At 62.3% G+C, this 12,398-nt stretch carries 13 protein-coding genes and 3 pseudogenes; 9 read left to right on the top strand and 7 right to left on the bottom strand.

The features are described from left to right. Window positions 1-44 precede the first annotated feature (44 nt). Window positions 45-923 carry a LysR family transcriptional regulator gene (locus K3724_RS02720; protein ID WP_259989841.1) on the top strand — a complete coding sequence of 293 codons (879 nt, stop codon included), beginning with the start codon at window positions 45-47 and terminating at the stop codon, window positions 921-923. A gap of 94 nt (window positions 924-1,017) precedes the next feature. On the opposite strand, the gene pheT is transcribed toward K3724_RS02720, so the two are convergent. The 4 genes from pheT to K3724_RS02700 form a co-directional block, all read right to left on the bottom strand. Beyond that, window positions 1,018-3,414 (bottom strand): phenylalanine--tRNA ligase subunit beta, encoded by a 2,397-nt coding sequence (pheT, locus tag K3724_RS02715; protein WP_259989839.1) that lies wholly within the window; start codon window positions 3,412-3,414, stop codon window positions 1,018-1,020. Between the two features lie 88 nt (window positions 3,415-3,502). Further along, window positions 3,503-4,318 carry a PHB depolymerase family esterase gene (locus K3724_RS02710; protein WP_259989837.1) on the bottom strand — a complete coding sequence of 272 codons (816 nt, stop codon included), beginning with the start codon at window positions 4,316-4,318 and terminating at the stop codon, window positions 3,503-3,505. A gap of 642 nt (window positions 4,319-4,960) precedes the next feature. Beyond that, entirely contained in the window at window positions 4,961-6,034 is a 1,074-nt protein-coding gene (pheS, locus tag K3724_RS02705; RefSeq protein WP_237456778.1) for a phenylalanine--tRNA ligase subunit alpha, read from the bottom strand. Window positions 6,035-6,286: 252 nt separating this feature from the next. Then, window positions 6,287-6,457, bottom strand: coding sequence for a hypothetical protein (locus K3724_RS02700; RefSeq protein WP_259989834.1), 171 nt, complete (start codon window positions 6,455-6,457; stop codon window positions 6,287-6,289). A 334-nt stretch (window positions 6,458-6,791) separates the two neighbouring features. On the opposite strand from K3724_RS02700, the gene K3724_RS02695 reads away from it, so the two are divergent. Both K3724_RS02695 and K3724_RS02690 read left to right on the top strand, forming a co-directional pair. Further along, window positions 6,792-7,427, top strand: coding sequence for a DUF1326 domain-containing protein (locus K3724_RS02695; protein ID WP_259989832.1), 636 nt, complete (start codon window positions 6,792-6,794; stop codon window positions 7,425-7,427). A 93-nt stretch (window positions 7,428-7,520) separates the two neighbouring features. Continuing rightward, window positions 7,521-7,874 (top strand): GFA family protein, encoded by a 354-nt coding sequence (locus tag K3724_RS02690; RefSeq protein ID WP_259989830.1) that lies wholly within the window; start codon window positions 7,521-7,523, stop codon window positions 7,872-7,874. A gap of 3 nt (window positions 7,875-7,877) precedes the next feature. Here K3724_RS02690 and K3724_RS02685 read toward each other — a convergent pair whose 3' ends face one another. The 3 genes from K3724_RS02685 to K3724_RS02675 form a co-directional block, all read right to left on the bottom strand. Further along, a complete protein-coding gene (locus K3724_RS02685) occupies window positions 7,878-9,044 on the bottom strand; it encodes a sterol desaturase family protein (protein ID WP_259989828.1) in 1,167 nt (388 codons plus the stop codon). 155 nt (window positions 9,045-9,199) lie between these two features. Continuing rightward, window positions 9,200-9,583 (bottom strand): hypothetical protein, encoded by a 384-nt coding sequence (locus K3724_RS02680; RefSeq protein WP_259989826.1) that lies wholly within the window; start codon window positions 9,581-9,583, stop codon window positions 9,200-9,202. Between the two features lie 225 nt (window positions 9,584-9,808). Continuing rightward, window positions 9,809-10,015 carry a hypothetical protein gene (locus K3724_RS02675; RefSeq protein ID WP_259989824.1) on the bottom strand — a complete coding sequence of 69 codons (207 nt, stop codon included), beginning with the start codon at window positions 10,013-10,015 and terminating at the stop codon, window positions 9,809-9,811. Between the two features lie 66 nt (window positions 10,016-10,081). Here K3724_RS02675 and K3724_RS02670 point away from each other — a divergent pair, with 66 nt between their 5' ends. The 6 genes and pseudogenes from K3724_RS02670 to K3724_RS02645 form a co-directional block, all read left to right on the top strand. Further along, on the top strand, window positions 10,082-10,684 hold the full coding sequence (locus K3724_RS02670) for a pyridoxamine 5'-phosphate oxidase family protein (RefSeq protein WP_259989822.1): 603 nt from the start codon (window positions 10,082-10,084) through the stop codon (window positions 10,682-10,684). A 150-nt stretch (window positions 10,685-10,834) separates the two neighbouring features. Beyond that, window positions 10,835-11,020: pseudogene (locus K3724_RS23790) on the top strand (phage integrase N-terminal SAM-like domain-containing protein); the annotation flags it as partial. Between the two features lie 154 nt (window positions 11,021-11,174). After that, window positions 11,175-11,450: pseudogene (locus K3724_RS02660) on the top strand (tyrosine-type recombinase/integrase); the annotation flags it as partial. Window positions 11,451-11,473: 23 nt separating this feature from the next. Next, entirely contained in the window at window positions 11,474-11,746 is a 273-nt protein-coding gene (locus K3724_RS02655) for a transposase zinc-binding domain-containing protein (protein ID WP_259992548.1), read from the top strand. Next, a complete protein-coding gene (locus K3724_RS02650) occupies window positions 11,628-12,146 on the top strand; it encodes a transposase (RefSeq protein ID WP_259992546.1) in 519 nt (172 codons plus the stop codon). The genes K3724_RS02655 and K3724_RS02650 overlap by 119 nt, the downstream gene beginning before the upstream one ends. Window positions 12,147-12,257: 111 nt before the next feature. After that, window positions 12,258-12,377 (top strand): annotated as a pseudogene (locus K3724_RS02645) (transposase); the annotation flags it as partial. Window positions 12,378-12,398: the final 21 nt, after the last annotated feature.

The following is a 12,398-nucleotide window of genomic DNA, read 5'->3' as shown; positions in this document are numbered from 1 at the left end:
ACAGATAAATTGCCGAAATTCGCAAGTTCGTTATACATATTTGCATGAACAGCCCTGACTGGAACCACATTCGCGCCTTCCTCGCCACCGCTGAAACCGGCTCGCTGTCGGCGGCAGCACGTCGGCTCGGCCTCACCCAGCCTACGTTGTCGCGCCAGGTTGCAGCCCTTGAAGGCGAGCTGGGCGTGCTGCTGTTCGAACGCCTGGGCCGCACCCTGGCCCTGACCGAGGCGGGGCACGAGCTGCACTCCCACAGCCGCAAGATGGGAGCGGCAGCCGATGGCTTGTGTCTGGCCGCCACCGGCCAGGCGCAATCTATCGACGGCACGGTGCGGATCACCGCCTCGGATGTGATGTCCGCCCATGTGCTGCCGCCGGTGCTGCACCAGCTGCGCCAGCGCGCGCCCCGGCTCACCATCGACGTGGTGGCCGCCAATGATATCCGCGACCTGATGCGGCGCGAAGCCGATATCGCCATCCGCCACGTCCGCCCCGAACAGCCCGAGCTGATCGCCCGTCTGGTGCAGGAAGCCACCGCCCACTTCTATGCCGCCGCCAGCTATCTGGAACGGCGCGGTCGCCCTGCATCAGCGGCAGAGCTGGCAGATCATGATTTCGTGGGCTTTGCCGATGTGGAGCGCTCCATCGCGTTCATGGCGCCGCTGGGTATTCCCCTGACACCTGACAATTTCCGTATCAAGTCCACCAGCGGGCTGGCCACGTGGGAGCTGGTGAAACAAGGGTTTGGCATCTGTCCGATGATGGACAGCGTCGCAGCCGCCGCGCCGGAGGTGGAGCGGCTTCTGCCTGGCATGGAACCGATTGTTTTCCCGGTCTGGCTCACCACCCACCGCGAGCTGCACACCAGCCGCCGGATCCGGCTGGTGTTCGACCTGCTGGCGGAGTTCTTCTCCGCGAGGTGACGCATAGAAAGGGCAGCGCCCCAACGGGTGCGCTGCCCAAAAGTTTTACAGAAAACTTTTGCCAAGACTTTTCTTCAAAAGTCTTGGTCCCGCCTTAGCCCCGCAGGGTGCCGCCGGTGGCCTTAGTCACTTTGGCGATGATTTTGCCGCTCACCGCTTCAATGTCCTTTTCCTGCAGCGTCTTGTCGCTGGGCTGCAGCCGCACGGTGATCGCCAGCGACTTCTTGCCCTCCCCCAAGGAACCGCCGATGAATTCGTCAAAAACGCGCACATCTGCGATCAGCGCCTTGTCAGCCCCGGCTGCCGCATTGACCAGGGTCAGCGCCTCGACCTCTGCATCAACAACAAAGGCAAAGTCCCGCTCCACCGCTTGCAGGTCGCTGATATCCAGCGCCGGGCGGCTGGCACCGGATTTACGCGGCATCGGAATCTCATCCGGCCAGATGGTAAAGGCAACAGCCGCGCCTTTGATCCCCATCTCTTTCAGCACCTTGGGATGCAGTTCGCCAAACACGCCAAGCGTCTTCTTCGGACCCAGGCAGATGCGGCCATGACGGCCCGGATGCCACCAGGACTGCGCCCCGCGCAGGATCTGCACCTTGGCCGGCGCGCCGATGGCGGCCAGAACCGCCTCGATGTCAGCCTTGGCATCGTAAAGATCGACAGCGCGCGAGGCGCCATGCACGTCCTTCGGACCGGTGCGGCCGACCAGCAGGCCGGAAATCAGGTTGTGCTGCTCGCCCGGCTCACCGCCGTGGAAGGCGGGACCCGCCTCAAACAAGGCCAGATCCATATAGCCGCGCGCTTGGTTACGCGCCGCCGCCTGCAGCAGGCCCGGCAGCAGCGCCGGGCGCATATGCGACATCTCGGTTGAGATCGGGTTCGCCAGCATGGTGGCATCGCCGCCGCCGCCGAACAGTGCCGCCGAGGGTTTGTCGATGAAGGTGTAGCTCACCACCTCGTTATAGCCGAGGCTGGCGCAGGTGCGGCGCGCCATTTGCTGGCGGCGCTGCTGCGGTGTCATCACCGGCTTTGGGATACCGTCGGTCAGCCGCGGCAGCGGTTTGCCCTGCAGCTTGGTCAGAGAGGCAATCCGCGCCACCTCTTCCACCAGATCGGCCTCGCCCTGCACATCCGGGCGCCAGCTGGGCACATGCGCCATGTTGCCCTCCAGGCGGAAGCCCAGGCGGGTCAGGGTCTGGCGCTGATCGCTTTCCGGGATTTCCATCCCCACCAGTGACTGCACCCGGCCGGAATCCAGTTTATAGGCGCGCGCGTGATCCGGCACGTCGCCGGCGATCACCACCTCGGACGGCTCACCGCCGCAGATATCCAGGATCATCTGGGTCGCCCGGTGCAGACCCTCGATGGTGTATTCCGGGTCGACGCCGCGCTCAAAGCGGTAGCGCGCGTCGGAGTTGATCTTGAGCGCCCGGCCCGCCATGGCGATCTGCACGTGATCCCAGAACGCGCTCTCCAGGAACACATCCACGGTTTCCTCGGTGCAGCCGGTTTCCTCGCCGCCCATGATGCCACCGATGCTTTCGGGACCATTGGCGTCCGAGATCACCATCTGGCCCGCGCCAAAGGTGTATTCCTTCTCATCGAGCGCCTTCAGCGTCTCGCCGCCAGCCGCGCGGTGCACCCGCAGGCCGCCAGCAACCTTGGCCGCATCAAACACATGCAGCGGGCGGTTCTGGTCGAAGGTGAAGAAGTTGGTCACATCCACCAGCGCCGAAATCGGGCGCAGGCCAATCGCCTTCAGCCGGTCCTGCAGCCACTGCGGGCTGGGACCGTTCTTCACGCCCTTGATTACCCGGCCCGCAAACAGCGGGCAGCCGTCCAGGGTATCTTCGTCGATGGTCACCTTGATGGGGCTGTCGAAATCGCCGGGGATCGCCTCAAAGGCACGGGTTTTCAGCGTGCCGAGGCCACGCGCCGCCAGGTCGCGGGCAATGCCGTAGACGCCCAGCGCATCGGGGCGGTTCGGGGTGATCGCGATTTCAATGACTGGATCGACCTTGGCCGGATCATTCTCCGCCAGCCAGTCCACGAATTTGTCGCCGACCGCGCCCGTTGGCAGCTCGATGATGCCGTCATGCTCTTCCGACAGCTCCAGCTCGCGCTCGGACGCCATCATGCCGAAGCTTTCGATACCGCGGATCTTGCCGACGCCGATGGTGATATCCAGCCCCGGAATATACATGCCCGGCTTGCAGACCACCACGGTGATGCCGGTCCGCGCATTCGGCGCGCCGCAGATGATCTGCAGCTCGCCCTCGTCGGTGTCCACCTTGCAGACCCGCAGCTTGTCGGCGTCGGGGTGCTTTTCGGCATGTGTCACATAGCCAAGTTTAAAGTCCTTCAGCGCGTCGGCTGGATTAACGACCCCTTCAACCTCAAGACCCAGATCGGTTAGAGTCTCGGTGATCTCGTCCACCGAGGCATCGGTGTCGAGGTGGTCTTTCAGCCAGGAAAGCGTGAATTTCATCGGTCGGGGACCCCTTGGCAGACATGCAGTTTGCCAGAGGCAATGACAAAGAATGCGCCAAGGTTCAAGGGCGCGAGCGTCCTTGCAGTCACGGATAGCTGGGAGTGCGCCCCAAAAGCTCGTCCAATTGCCGCCCGATCCAGCCATGCGGGATGAAATGGCCGCCCGGATGGGTATCCAGCACCACCTGCCCGCTCGCACAGTTCCGCCATTCGGTGCGGCTGAGTTTCAGGAAATCCACCACCTGCCAGTCGCCCGCCGCCTGCCCGGCGCCGCAGTCCATCCTGGCGCGCCACAGCCCCAATGGCACCGCCTGCCCGCCGGGACCGTCGTCGGGAAAGGGCATCACAGTATCGCTCACCCCGTGCACATGGCGCACCTCGCGCGGGGCCTCGGGGCAGGTCTCCCCCGACGGAAACGCCCCGGCAATCCCCAGCAAAGCGGCCACATGATTGCCGCTCTCGCACACATACCGCCAGGCCATCGCCGAACCATAGGAATAACCCGAGACATAGATACGCCCCGCATCAACAGGATAGCGCTTGGCCACGTCCCGCAGCACTTGGTTGGTGAAACCGACATCCCCGGTCTCCGGCGACCAGAAGTCCCAGGTCTTGCGCCGCCCGTTCGGCGTCACCAGCAGCACACCGCGCCGTTTGGTTGAGGCGCCGATCCGGTCGCTGCGCTGCGCATTGACCCCGGTCCGCGCCCAGCCGTGGAAATGCAGCAGCACCGGCAGCGGCGTGACCCCGTCCCAGCCCTCTGGCTCCATCACATGATAGGAACGGTCCCCGAGCTGGCAAGCCGTCTCGCCATGACAGTCAGAGGGTTTCGACGGCCCCATGGCGGCAGCGGCGGAAGCCCATAGGAGGACGGCGGAGAAGGAAAGGGCTGTTCGGATCATTTGGCTGAGCCTAGCCAAGGGGGGGCAAGTGTCACGTCACAAGTTTGTGGGTTGCCAAGCCGCGCCATCGCCTGACCGCGGGGAGGCGATCCACCGGTAGTGTTTGGCAATTTATGCCGGCCAAGCCCGTTCGACGCCGAACTGGTGCGCTTGCGGCACCAAATCGCCTGCCCGTGCGGGCGGTCAGGCGATGGCGCGGCGGCCTCTCGGCCTTGGTTCCGCGCCTTAGGCCTGTGTTCGAACCCCACAGTCTCTTGGCGCTATCATTTCCATGGTACACGAAGCATCGCGCCGGACCCGACGGTGGGCGCGATGCGGGGCTGCGCCTCACCGAACAGTAACTGACTAACGCCTCAAGTCCTTGAGCTTCGCTTTGGTGTCCCAAAGGAGGTTGCGTCTCTGGTCTTCCGACTTTCTGCGTTTGATCCAACCCCACATCGCAAGAAGTAGGAAAACCTGCAACGGAAGCATCACAGCATATGAGTAGGCCATATGCACCCAATCAGGTGCGTATTCGATCAAGAGTACCCAGCCAAAGAAACCTAACAGGAACAGACCAACTGCATGCCAAAGCTTCAGCCTGTTTGAGCAATCCTTGAGCCATTCCATACAGCCAGACACGGAGAAACCTAAGAACGGCATTTACCGTGACAAACCGCCATGCAGCGCCGGCATGTCCAGGCTCTGGAAGCCGTAGTGCCGCAGCCAGCGCAGGTCGCTGTCGAAGAAGGCGCGCAGGTCGGGGATGCCGTATTTCAGCATCGCCAGACGGTCGATGCCGATGCCAAATGCAAAGCCCTGATAAATCTCCGGATCAATACCGCCGGCCGCGATCACCTTGGGGTGCACCATGCCGGAGCCAAGGATCTCCATCCAGTCGTCGCCCTCGCCGATCTTCAGCTGGCCGTTATCCCAAGAGCAGCGGATGTCGACTTCGGCAGACGGCTCGGTGAAGGGGAAATGCGAGGCGCGGAAGCGCAGCTCGACGTCGTCCACCTCAAAGAAGGATTTGACAAACTCCTCCAGCACCCACTTCAAGTTCGCCATCGAGATGTCCTTGTCCAGCGCCAGGCCTTCGACCTGGTGGAACATCGGCGTGTGGGTCTGGTCGTAATCGGCGCGGTAAACACCGCCCGGACAGATGATGCGCAGCGGCGCGCCCATCTTCTCCATCGAACGAATTTGCACCGGGCTGGTGTGGGTGCGCAGCACATGCGGCGGGCGGTCGTCGCCTTCCGCGCGGTGCATGTAAAACGTGTCCATCTCCGCCCGCGCCGGATGGTGGCCGGGGATGTTCAGCGCATCGAAGTTGTACCAGTCGGTGTCGATCCGCGGCCCTTCGGCAACGGAAAATCCGAGTTCGGCAAAGATCGCGGTGATCTCTTCCTGCACTTGGCTGATCGGATGCAGGCTGCCCACGCGGCGGGCGCGGGTCGGCAGGGTCACGTCCAGCCATTCGGTGCGCAGACGCTCATCCAGGGCGGCATCTTCCAGGCCCGCCTTCTTGGCCGCCAGGGCCGAGTTGATCTCATCCTTCAGCGCGTTCAGCGCCGGGCCTGCGACCTGGCGCTCTTCCGGGGTCATCTTGCCCAGCTCGCGCATCTTCAGCGCCACTTCGCCCTTTTTGCCCACGGCGGCAAGGCGGATCGCTTCCAGCGCGGATTCATCCGCGGCATCGGCAATCTGACCCAGATACTTGGCTTTAAGATCGTCCATCACGGCCCCTCGAATTCTGCTTGTGCCCTGCTACCACAAGGGCCGGCGAAAGCAAGAGGGCCAGGGCGTAAGCCCGGCGGGTGTGTCACCGCGCTGCTGTGGCGCGGCGACACCTTTGGCACAAACCGGTACCAGCTTTGAGACACGAAATTTGAATTTCTAACGGATTGTGCGGCGTTTTACGCCAGATCATCCAGTTCAAACCAGCCCAAATCCATAGAACCAGACGGTGTGATGAGGTCCGTGACCGCATCAGCAAAGGCGCGGGATTTGGCCGCGCGGTTCACCGATGCGGCCCAGCAGCTTCAGCGGTGCCGCTTCCTTCTCAGACAACTCAACTTCAGTACGCTCACCGTCCGGCTCATAGACGTCGCCAGAGCGGCGAATGCGGGACAGGACGGAATAAGTGGTCAGCTTGTCCATCACGCCGCCCCCGTAGCATTCTGGATCAGGAAGCCCGCGCGGCTGGCAACGATCTTCTCAGCCACCGTCTCGGCAGACCGCACGGGAACGCTGCCGCCCGCGCCGCTGCGGACTATGGTTATGCCGTCACCGTGCCCGAAGATGCTCACAAGGCCTATATGTCGGCGCTTGGCTTTGCCTATGCCACGGTGCTCAGCACCAGCGCCATTACTGCAGGCTGAAGCTGCCGGCCCGGGCCCCGCGGCGGCCCCGGGCTGCGCCCTCCTGAATTTGCGGCTGCTTTATGGTATAGTTTCCCTGCATCTTTTCAGCAGCAGAACCGGAGGAGACAATCATGGCGCATGTGGATTGGTACATCGAGGGCCGCAGCTTCGGGAACTGCAACTGCAACTATGGCTGTCCCTGCCAGTTCGAGGATCTGCCCACCCATGGCAATTGCACCGGGTTTGAGGTGATCCATATCGACCAAGGCCACTTCGGCGAAATAGACCTCGCCGGCACCCGCGCCGCCGTTCTTTACGCTTGGCCAGGCCCGATCTTCGAGGGCAAGGGCGCATTGCAGCTGATTGTCGACGACCGTGCCAGCGACGCCCAGCGCGAGGCGCTTTCCACCGTGATGCTTGGCGGTGAAACGGATGAGGAAGCCACCCATTGGTGGGTGTTCCGCGCCATGTGCGACACCGTGCATGACACGCTGGTTCAGCGGATCGACTACGAGGCCGACATCGAAAACCGCACCGCAAAAGTGGACGTCAAGGGCCTGCTGCACGCCACCGGCCGCCCGATCCAGGCCCCGCACGGCGGCGGCGAGCACCGGGTCCGCATCGACATCCCCGGCGGGATTGAGTTCACCCTGGCCGAAGTGGGCAGCGGCTCCAGCAAATCCACTGCCGCCATCCCGCTGGATCTGGAGGATACGTACGGCCAATGGGCCATCATCCGCCACGGCCCGCACGGGGTTGCAGCCTGAGGCAGATCACGTCAAAAGCGCACAAAACCGCTTGCACAGGACGCGGCTGCCCTGCCAAGCTTGCTCTGTTCCCTCAACAAACACAGGCAAGCCATGAACACCTACTCCGGCAGCTGCCATTGCGGCGCTGTCCGTTTCTCCTTCCGGGCGCCGGAAATCACCTGCGCCATGCAATGCGACTGCTCCATCTGCATCCGCAAGACCGCCTATCTGACCCCCGCCAAGGTGGCGCAAGGTGACATGGAAATCACCGCGGCTGGCGATGCGTTAAAGACCTATAGGTTCGGCACAATGGCCGCACAGCACCATTTCTGCGGCACCTGCGGCATCCACACCTTTGTCGAGCCGCGACTGTCGCCCGGCACCTTCCGCGTCAACTTAGGATGTATCGACGGATTGAACACGCTGCACCTGCCGTCGGAGATTTTCGATGGCAAGAGCCTCTGAAACTCAGCCCTGCCCGTCGCCGTCCTGCCGTTTCTTCCAGCGCTTCCGGTTGAACGGGTACAGGAACTGCCGCCAGTAACCGTTCGGCACGGTGTCCCCCGCCACACCGTATTTTGAGGGCCAGGCTTCCTCTGGTAAGTAATGGGTGCCGAACAGCCAGTCATAGAGTGGAAAATGCGAGGCATAGTTGATGTCGATCGCCGCCCGCTCACTGCCGTGATGCCAGTGGTGATAGCGCGGCGTGACCAGGAACCGCTCCAGAAATCCCAGCTTCCAGCCGATATTGGCGTGGATGAAGCTGGAATAGAAATAGATGATCAGCAGATAGGCTTGGATCGCCTCTGGCTTGAAGCCCAGCGTGAACATCGGCACCGCCGTCAGCCCGCGCAGCACCGCGATTTCGATGAAATGCATCCGCGCGCCCGCCAGCCAATCCATTTTCTTGGCCGAATGGTGAATGGCATGGAAATGCCATAGCGCCGGAAACGTATGAAAGGCGCGGTGCACCCAGTACTGCACGAAATCCGTTGCCGCCATCACGATCAGCACCTGCACCGCAAACGGCAGATTGGTGATATGGGCGCGGATGCCCTCCAGATCGGCGTTTGCATTGACATAGTTCGCCGGCGCCAGCGTCAGGAAAGTCAGCACCTGCACCAGCATTGAGCTGACCAGATAATAGAACATGTCCTCGCGCCATTCGGTGCGGAAAACCGTCTGCTCGCGCCGCGCTGCAAAGAACCGTTCCAGCGGCACAAACAAAAAGCCGACCAGCAGAACGTTAACGATGAAGTAATCCAGCCCGAAATACAGGCTCTGCGGAGTGCCGCCTGCGTGCTGCGGCTGCGCCGTCGCCATCAAAGAAGCCACAACAGACAAGCCCAGGGCAGCCCAGCCCAGCGCCTTCTGGCGGCTCAGGATCAGGCTCAGCAGCGACAGCGCATAGCCCGCCAGCAGCACAAAGCGCAGAAAGGCGGTGACATAGCCGCTGGAATGGATAAAGCCGAGCTGCGGATACGAGAACGTCTCGGGGTACCAGCGCAGCAGCACCAGCAGCAGCCCGGTGAGCGCCGCCAGCAGCGCCATGGTTCCCGACAGCCAGCCGCTGCCCAAAGGCCGCGCCTCGCGCGGGGTTTCCAACTGCGCAATCACATCGCGGATGAACTTCATGGCTGCCTCACTCACCTCAATTCCGGCGCAACCTGCCACAATGCCGCCCGCAGTGCGATTAGGGAATTCAATAGGGAAAACCGCTTCCCCTCCAAGCAGCGGTTCCCCAATATCCAAGCCAGCGCAGCATCACCCGGATGCCGCCGCCTTGAGCGTCAATAGCTCAGCTTGACCGCGGTACCGCTGGCAGCCCGGCAGCCCCAGCTGAGCGGGCAGACGCCGACGTTGCCGATCTCTGCATTAATGACCGCATCCGCCCCGAGCTTTGCTGCTTCAATGCGCAGTTTCTTCTCTGCGTCCGCAACAGTCGGCGCCGGGTGGAAGGCAGTCAGTTTGCCCACGGACGTCTTCACCGGGCCCAGCACCTGGAAGTTGCCGCCATTGATGCTTGCGCCGCGCTCGAGGGTGATCTGGTCAACCGGGGTGGCTGCGGCCTGTGCTGCCGCCTGCGACTGCTTTTCCAGCTGCGAAGGGTAGCTGAATTCGTCACCGCATGCAGCCAAGGCCAGCAAGGGCAACAAAAGGAAAATCTTCTTCATGATGTAACTCCTCGGATTTCGTGCTCGACGGCCTTGGTCCTGATCCTAATCTGGAAAAACAGTATGCGGATGACTTGTACAACTTCACACACAGGAAAGGCCGCTCGCGCCCATATCCCGCAAAAGCTGTATAGATGCAACTGGCGGCTTCTGCCTTAATCCCTCCGCGGCACGGCAAGCCGTCATCGCGCCAGTGCCGGTTTCCGCCGAATAAATACACAACGATTACAGCTGCCCCCCTCCCACCATCCGGTGTTCATGCAGCATGGCCGCAGGCACGATCAGACCAGAGATCGCAGACACCGCCCAGCTGGTGCCGTCGGCATCAACCACCCTCATAGCGGCGCGGAAACGACGCCCGCCATGCGGCAGCAACTGCACCGCATTGGAGGGGGGCCAGCCCCGCCGCCGGATGTTTTCTTTTTTGCCCATTTGAGCAAAAAATGGCCCCAACACGTAAAAGGGTAAGCTACATTGCACCCAAAAGGAGGCCAGAGCATGCAGAAAATCACCGGCATCGAAACACTTGAGCACATCTACGGCACCCCGGTGCCGCGGTCGCTGAGCAAAGTCGCCACTCGTCTGACACCGCTGTACCAGCGCTGGATCGAGGCCTCCTGGTTCCTGGTGCTGTCTACCATCGGCCCTGAGGGCACCGACGCAAGCCCGCGCGGCGATGATGGCCCGGTGGTGCATATCGCGGACGCCTGCACCCTGTGGCTGCCGGACTGGCGCGGCAATAACCGGCTCGACTCGCTGCGCAACATCGTGCGCGACAGCCGTGTCAGCCTGATGTTCATGGTTCCGGGCGAAAACAATGTGGTGCGGGTGAACGGAACCGCATACCTGACCGCCGACGAAACCGCCTGCACCACCTTTGAACGCAAGGGGCGGCGCCCGGCCACGGTGGCCGTGATCACCATAGACGAGCTGTATTTTCAATGCGCCAAGGCGATTATGCGTTCGCGCCTGTGGGATCAGGACCGTGAACGCCCGGAACTTCCCACCGCGGGCCAGTTTCTAAAGGAGCAGGAGGCCGGGTTCGAAGCCGAAGCCTATGACGAAGGCTATGCGGAATATGCGAAAGGCCGACTGTGGTAAGGGGCCGCTCCGAAATCAAGGACAAAGCCGCTTCGCGGCAATGGCGTTTGTGGCTGGTGTAATGAACCATCCCGGGATGCTACGCATTTTGCGATCTTCCTAACCGGTCTGACGATTGGGACTTTCTCAGTCAATTGACAGGAGGTTTCCATGGCAGTGGAGAAGATGACCCCGCTGCGTGCGCGGATGATGGAAGACATGCGCATCCGGGGGATGGGCGACCAGGCGCAGAAGTCACATATCCGGGCGACCAAGGATTTTGCGAAGTTTCTACAGCGATCACCGGGCACTGCCACGCCCGAGGATTTGCGTGCCTACCAGTTGGACATGACAGATACCTACCGTGTTGTTTCAGTCAACACATCACACCATGCAAGCCTGGGCAAAAAGCGTGTAGACCTCATCCATCGAAACGCTTTTTGCCCAGGCGATTTCATCAGAGCCGCCGTTCATTCGCAGCGCAGCGGATTCATCGAACGAGCTCGAAACCGACCGGTTGCTGATCCATGCCGGCCAAGGCAAGGGTGGCAAAGATCGCAAGGTCATGCAGTCACCGGGAATGCTGGATCTGCTGCGCGACAATTGGCGGGAGGCCCGACCGGAGGGTTGGCTGTTTCCTGGCAAGCCGAAGGTCAACCCGATCTCATCGCGGCAACTGAACCGCGCATTCAACCCGGCCAAACACACGGCAAGTGTTTCCAAACCCGCCACGCTGCATAGTTTGCGGCACAGTTCCGCCACCCGACTGCTGGAGGTGAACACCGATGCGCCAAGTGCGGCCACCATCACATCGCCTATAGCTCTTGCAAGAACCGGTACTACCCGAAGTGCCAGGGGCCGGCGGCGCGCGGCTGGTTGGCAGCGCGGGCCGAAGACCTGCTGCCCTTGGCAGTACTTCCATGTGGTCTGCGGCCTGCTGTTCCGCGTCTCGGCCGGAACAGTCATGACCCTCGCCGCAGACCCCAAGCGCCCCGGCGCCCGCGCCGGCATGACCAGCGTGCTCCACACTTGGGGATCAGCGCTGGCGCATCATCCCCGCGTCCGCATGATCACCCCCGATAGAGGCCTGTCGCCGGACAGCACCCGGCGGGTGGCCTGCAAACCGGGTTTCCTTCTGTATCTGCGTGTCCTGCCCAGACTGTTCAGGCGCCTTTTCCTTGAAGGGCTGATGGAGTTGCACCGCACTGGCCAACTGGCCTTCATCGGCGATTACATGGTGCTGGCAGACGCAAAGGTGTTCGCCGCTTGGCTCGCGCCGTTCCGAAAGACCAAATGGGCCGCTCACGCCAAAACGCCCTTCGCGCACCCTGTCCGTGCTGCAGCGGCCCGATGCGCATCATCGATATCTTCCGGCGCGGTCAAAAACCGATGCCGCGCGCACCACCGAGGGAGCAGCCCGCATCCAACAGACCATTGCGCCTGCGCAAGCCCCGCCTCCAGCCATCGGCGCGCTTTTCCCTAGACTGATCCCAGGCCCGTGCGGCGTCCACCTTGGGAGGGTTTTCCAACGCAGGCCGAGGTCGCGCCGGGCCCCGCCCTATTACCATGGCCTGCACGGTGTTGTTGCAGACCTCTGGCGAGGCTGGACTGGCCCGTTCCCGATTACTCAACGCCGTGCCGCCAGTATAAGACCCTTGCCATTCAAATCCCATATCGCCGTGCCGACGGGCCGCTGAACCTGCTCGTTCCCTCAGGCTCGAGTTGCCCAACAACG

This window comes from Leisingera sp. M658, from assembly GCF_025144145.1.
Taxonomy (GTDB): domain Bacteria; phylum Pseudomonadota; class Alphaproteobacteria; order Rhodobacterales; family Rhodobacteraceae; genus Leisingera.
This window is presented reverse-complemented; position numbering and strand designations above follow the sequence as displayed.

Bases quoted from the DNA above. Each gene is read 5' to 3' on its own strand.
- K3724_RS02720 (WP_259989841.1), top strand. From the start codon at position 45: ATGAACAGCCCTGACTGGAACCACATTCGCGCCTTCCTCGCCACCGCT.
- pheT (WP_259989839.1), bottom strand. From the start codon at position 3,414: ATGAAATTCACGCTTTCCTGGCTGAAAGACCACCTCGACACCGATGCC.
- K3724_RS02710 (WP_259989837.1), bottom strand. From the start codon at position 4,318: ATGATCCGAACAGCCCTTTCCTTCTCCGCCGTCCTCCTATGGGCTTCC.
- pheS (WP_237456778.1), bottom strand. From the start codon at position 6,034: ATGGACGATCTTAAAGCCAAGTATCTGGGTCAGATTGCCGATGCCGCG.
- K3724_RS02700 (WP_259989834.1), bottom strand. From the start codon at position 6,457: ATGGACAAGCTGACCACTTATTCCGTCCTGTCCCGCATTCGCCGCTCT.
- K3724_RS02695 (WP_259989832.1), top strand. From the start codon at position 6,792: ATGGCGCATGTGGATTGGTACATCGAGGGCCGCAGCTTCGGGAACTGC.
- K3724_RS02690 (WP_259989830.1), top strand. From the start codon at position 7,521: ATGAACACCTACTCCGGCAGCTGCCATTGCGGCGCTGTCCGTTTCTCC.
- K3724_RS02685 (WP_259989828.1), bottom strand. From the start codon at position 9,044: ATGAAGTTCATCCGCGATGTGATTGCGCAGTTGGAAACCCCGCGCGAG.
- K3724_RS02680 (WP_259989826.1), bottom strand. From the start codon at position 9,583: ATGAAGAAGATTTTCCTTTTGTTGCCCTTGCTGGCCTTGGCTGCATGC.
- K3724_RS02675 (WP_259989824.1), bottom strand. From the start codon at position 10,015: ATGGGCAAAAAAGAAAACATCCGGCGGCGGGGCTGGCCCCCCTCCAAT.
- K3724_RS02670 (WP_259989822.1), top strand. From the start codon at position 10,082: ATGCAGAAAATCACCGGCATCGAAACACTTGAGCACATCTACGGCACC.
- K3724_RS02650 (WP_259992546.1), top strand. From the start codon at position 11,628: ATGACCCTCGCCGCAGACCCCAAGCGCCCCGGCGCCCGCGCCGGCATG.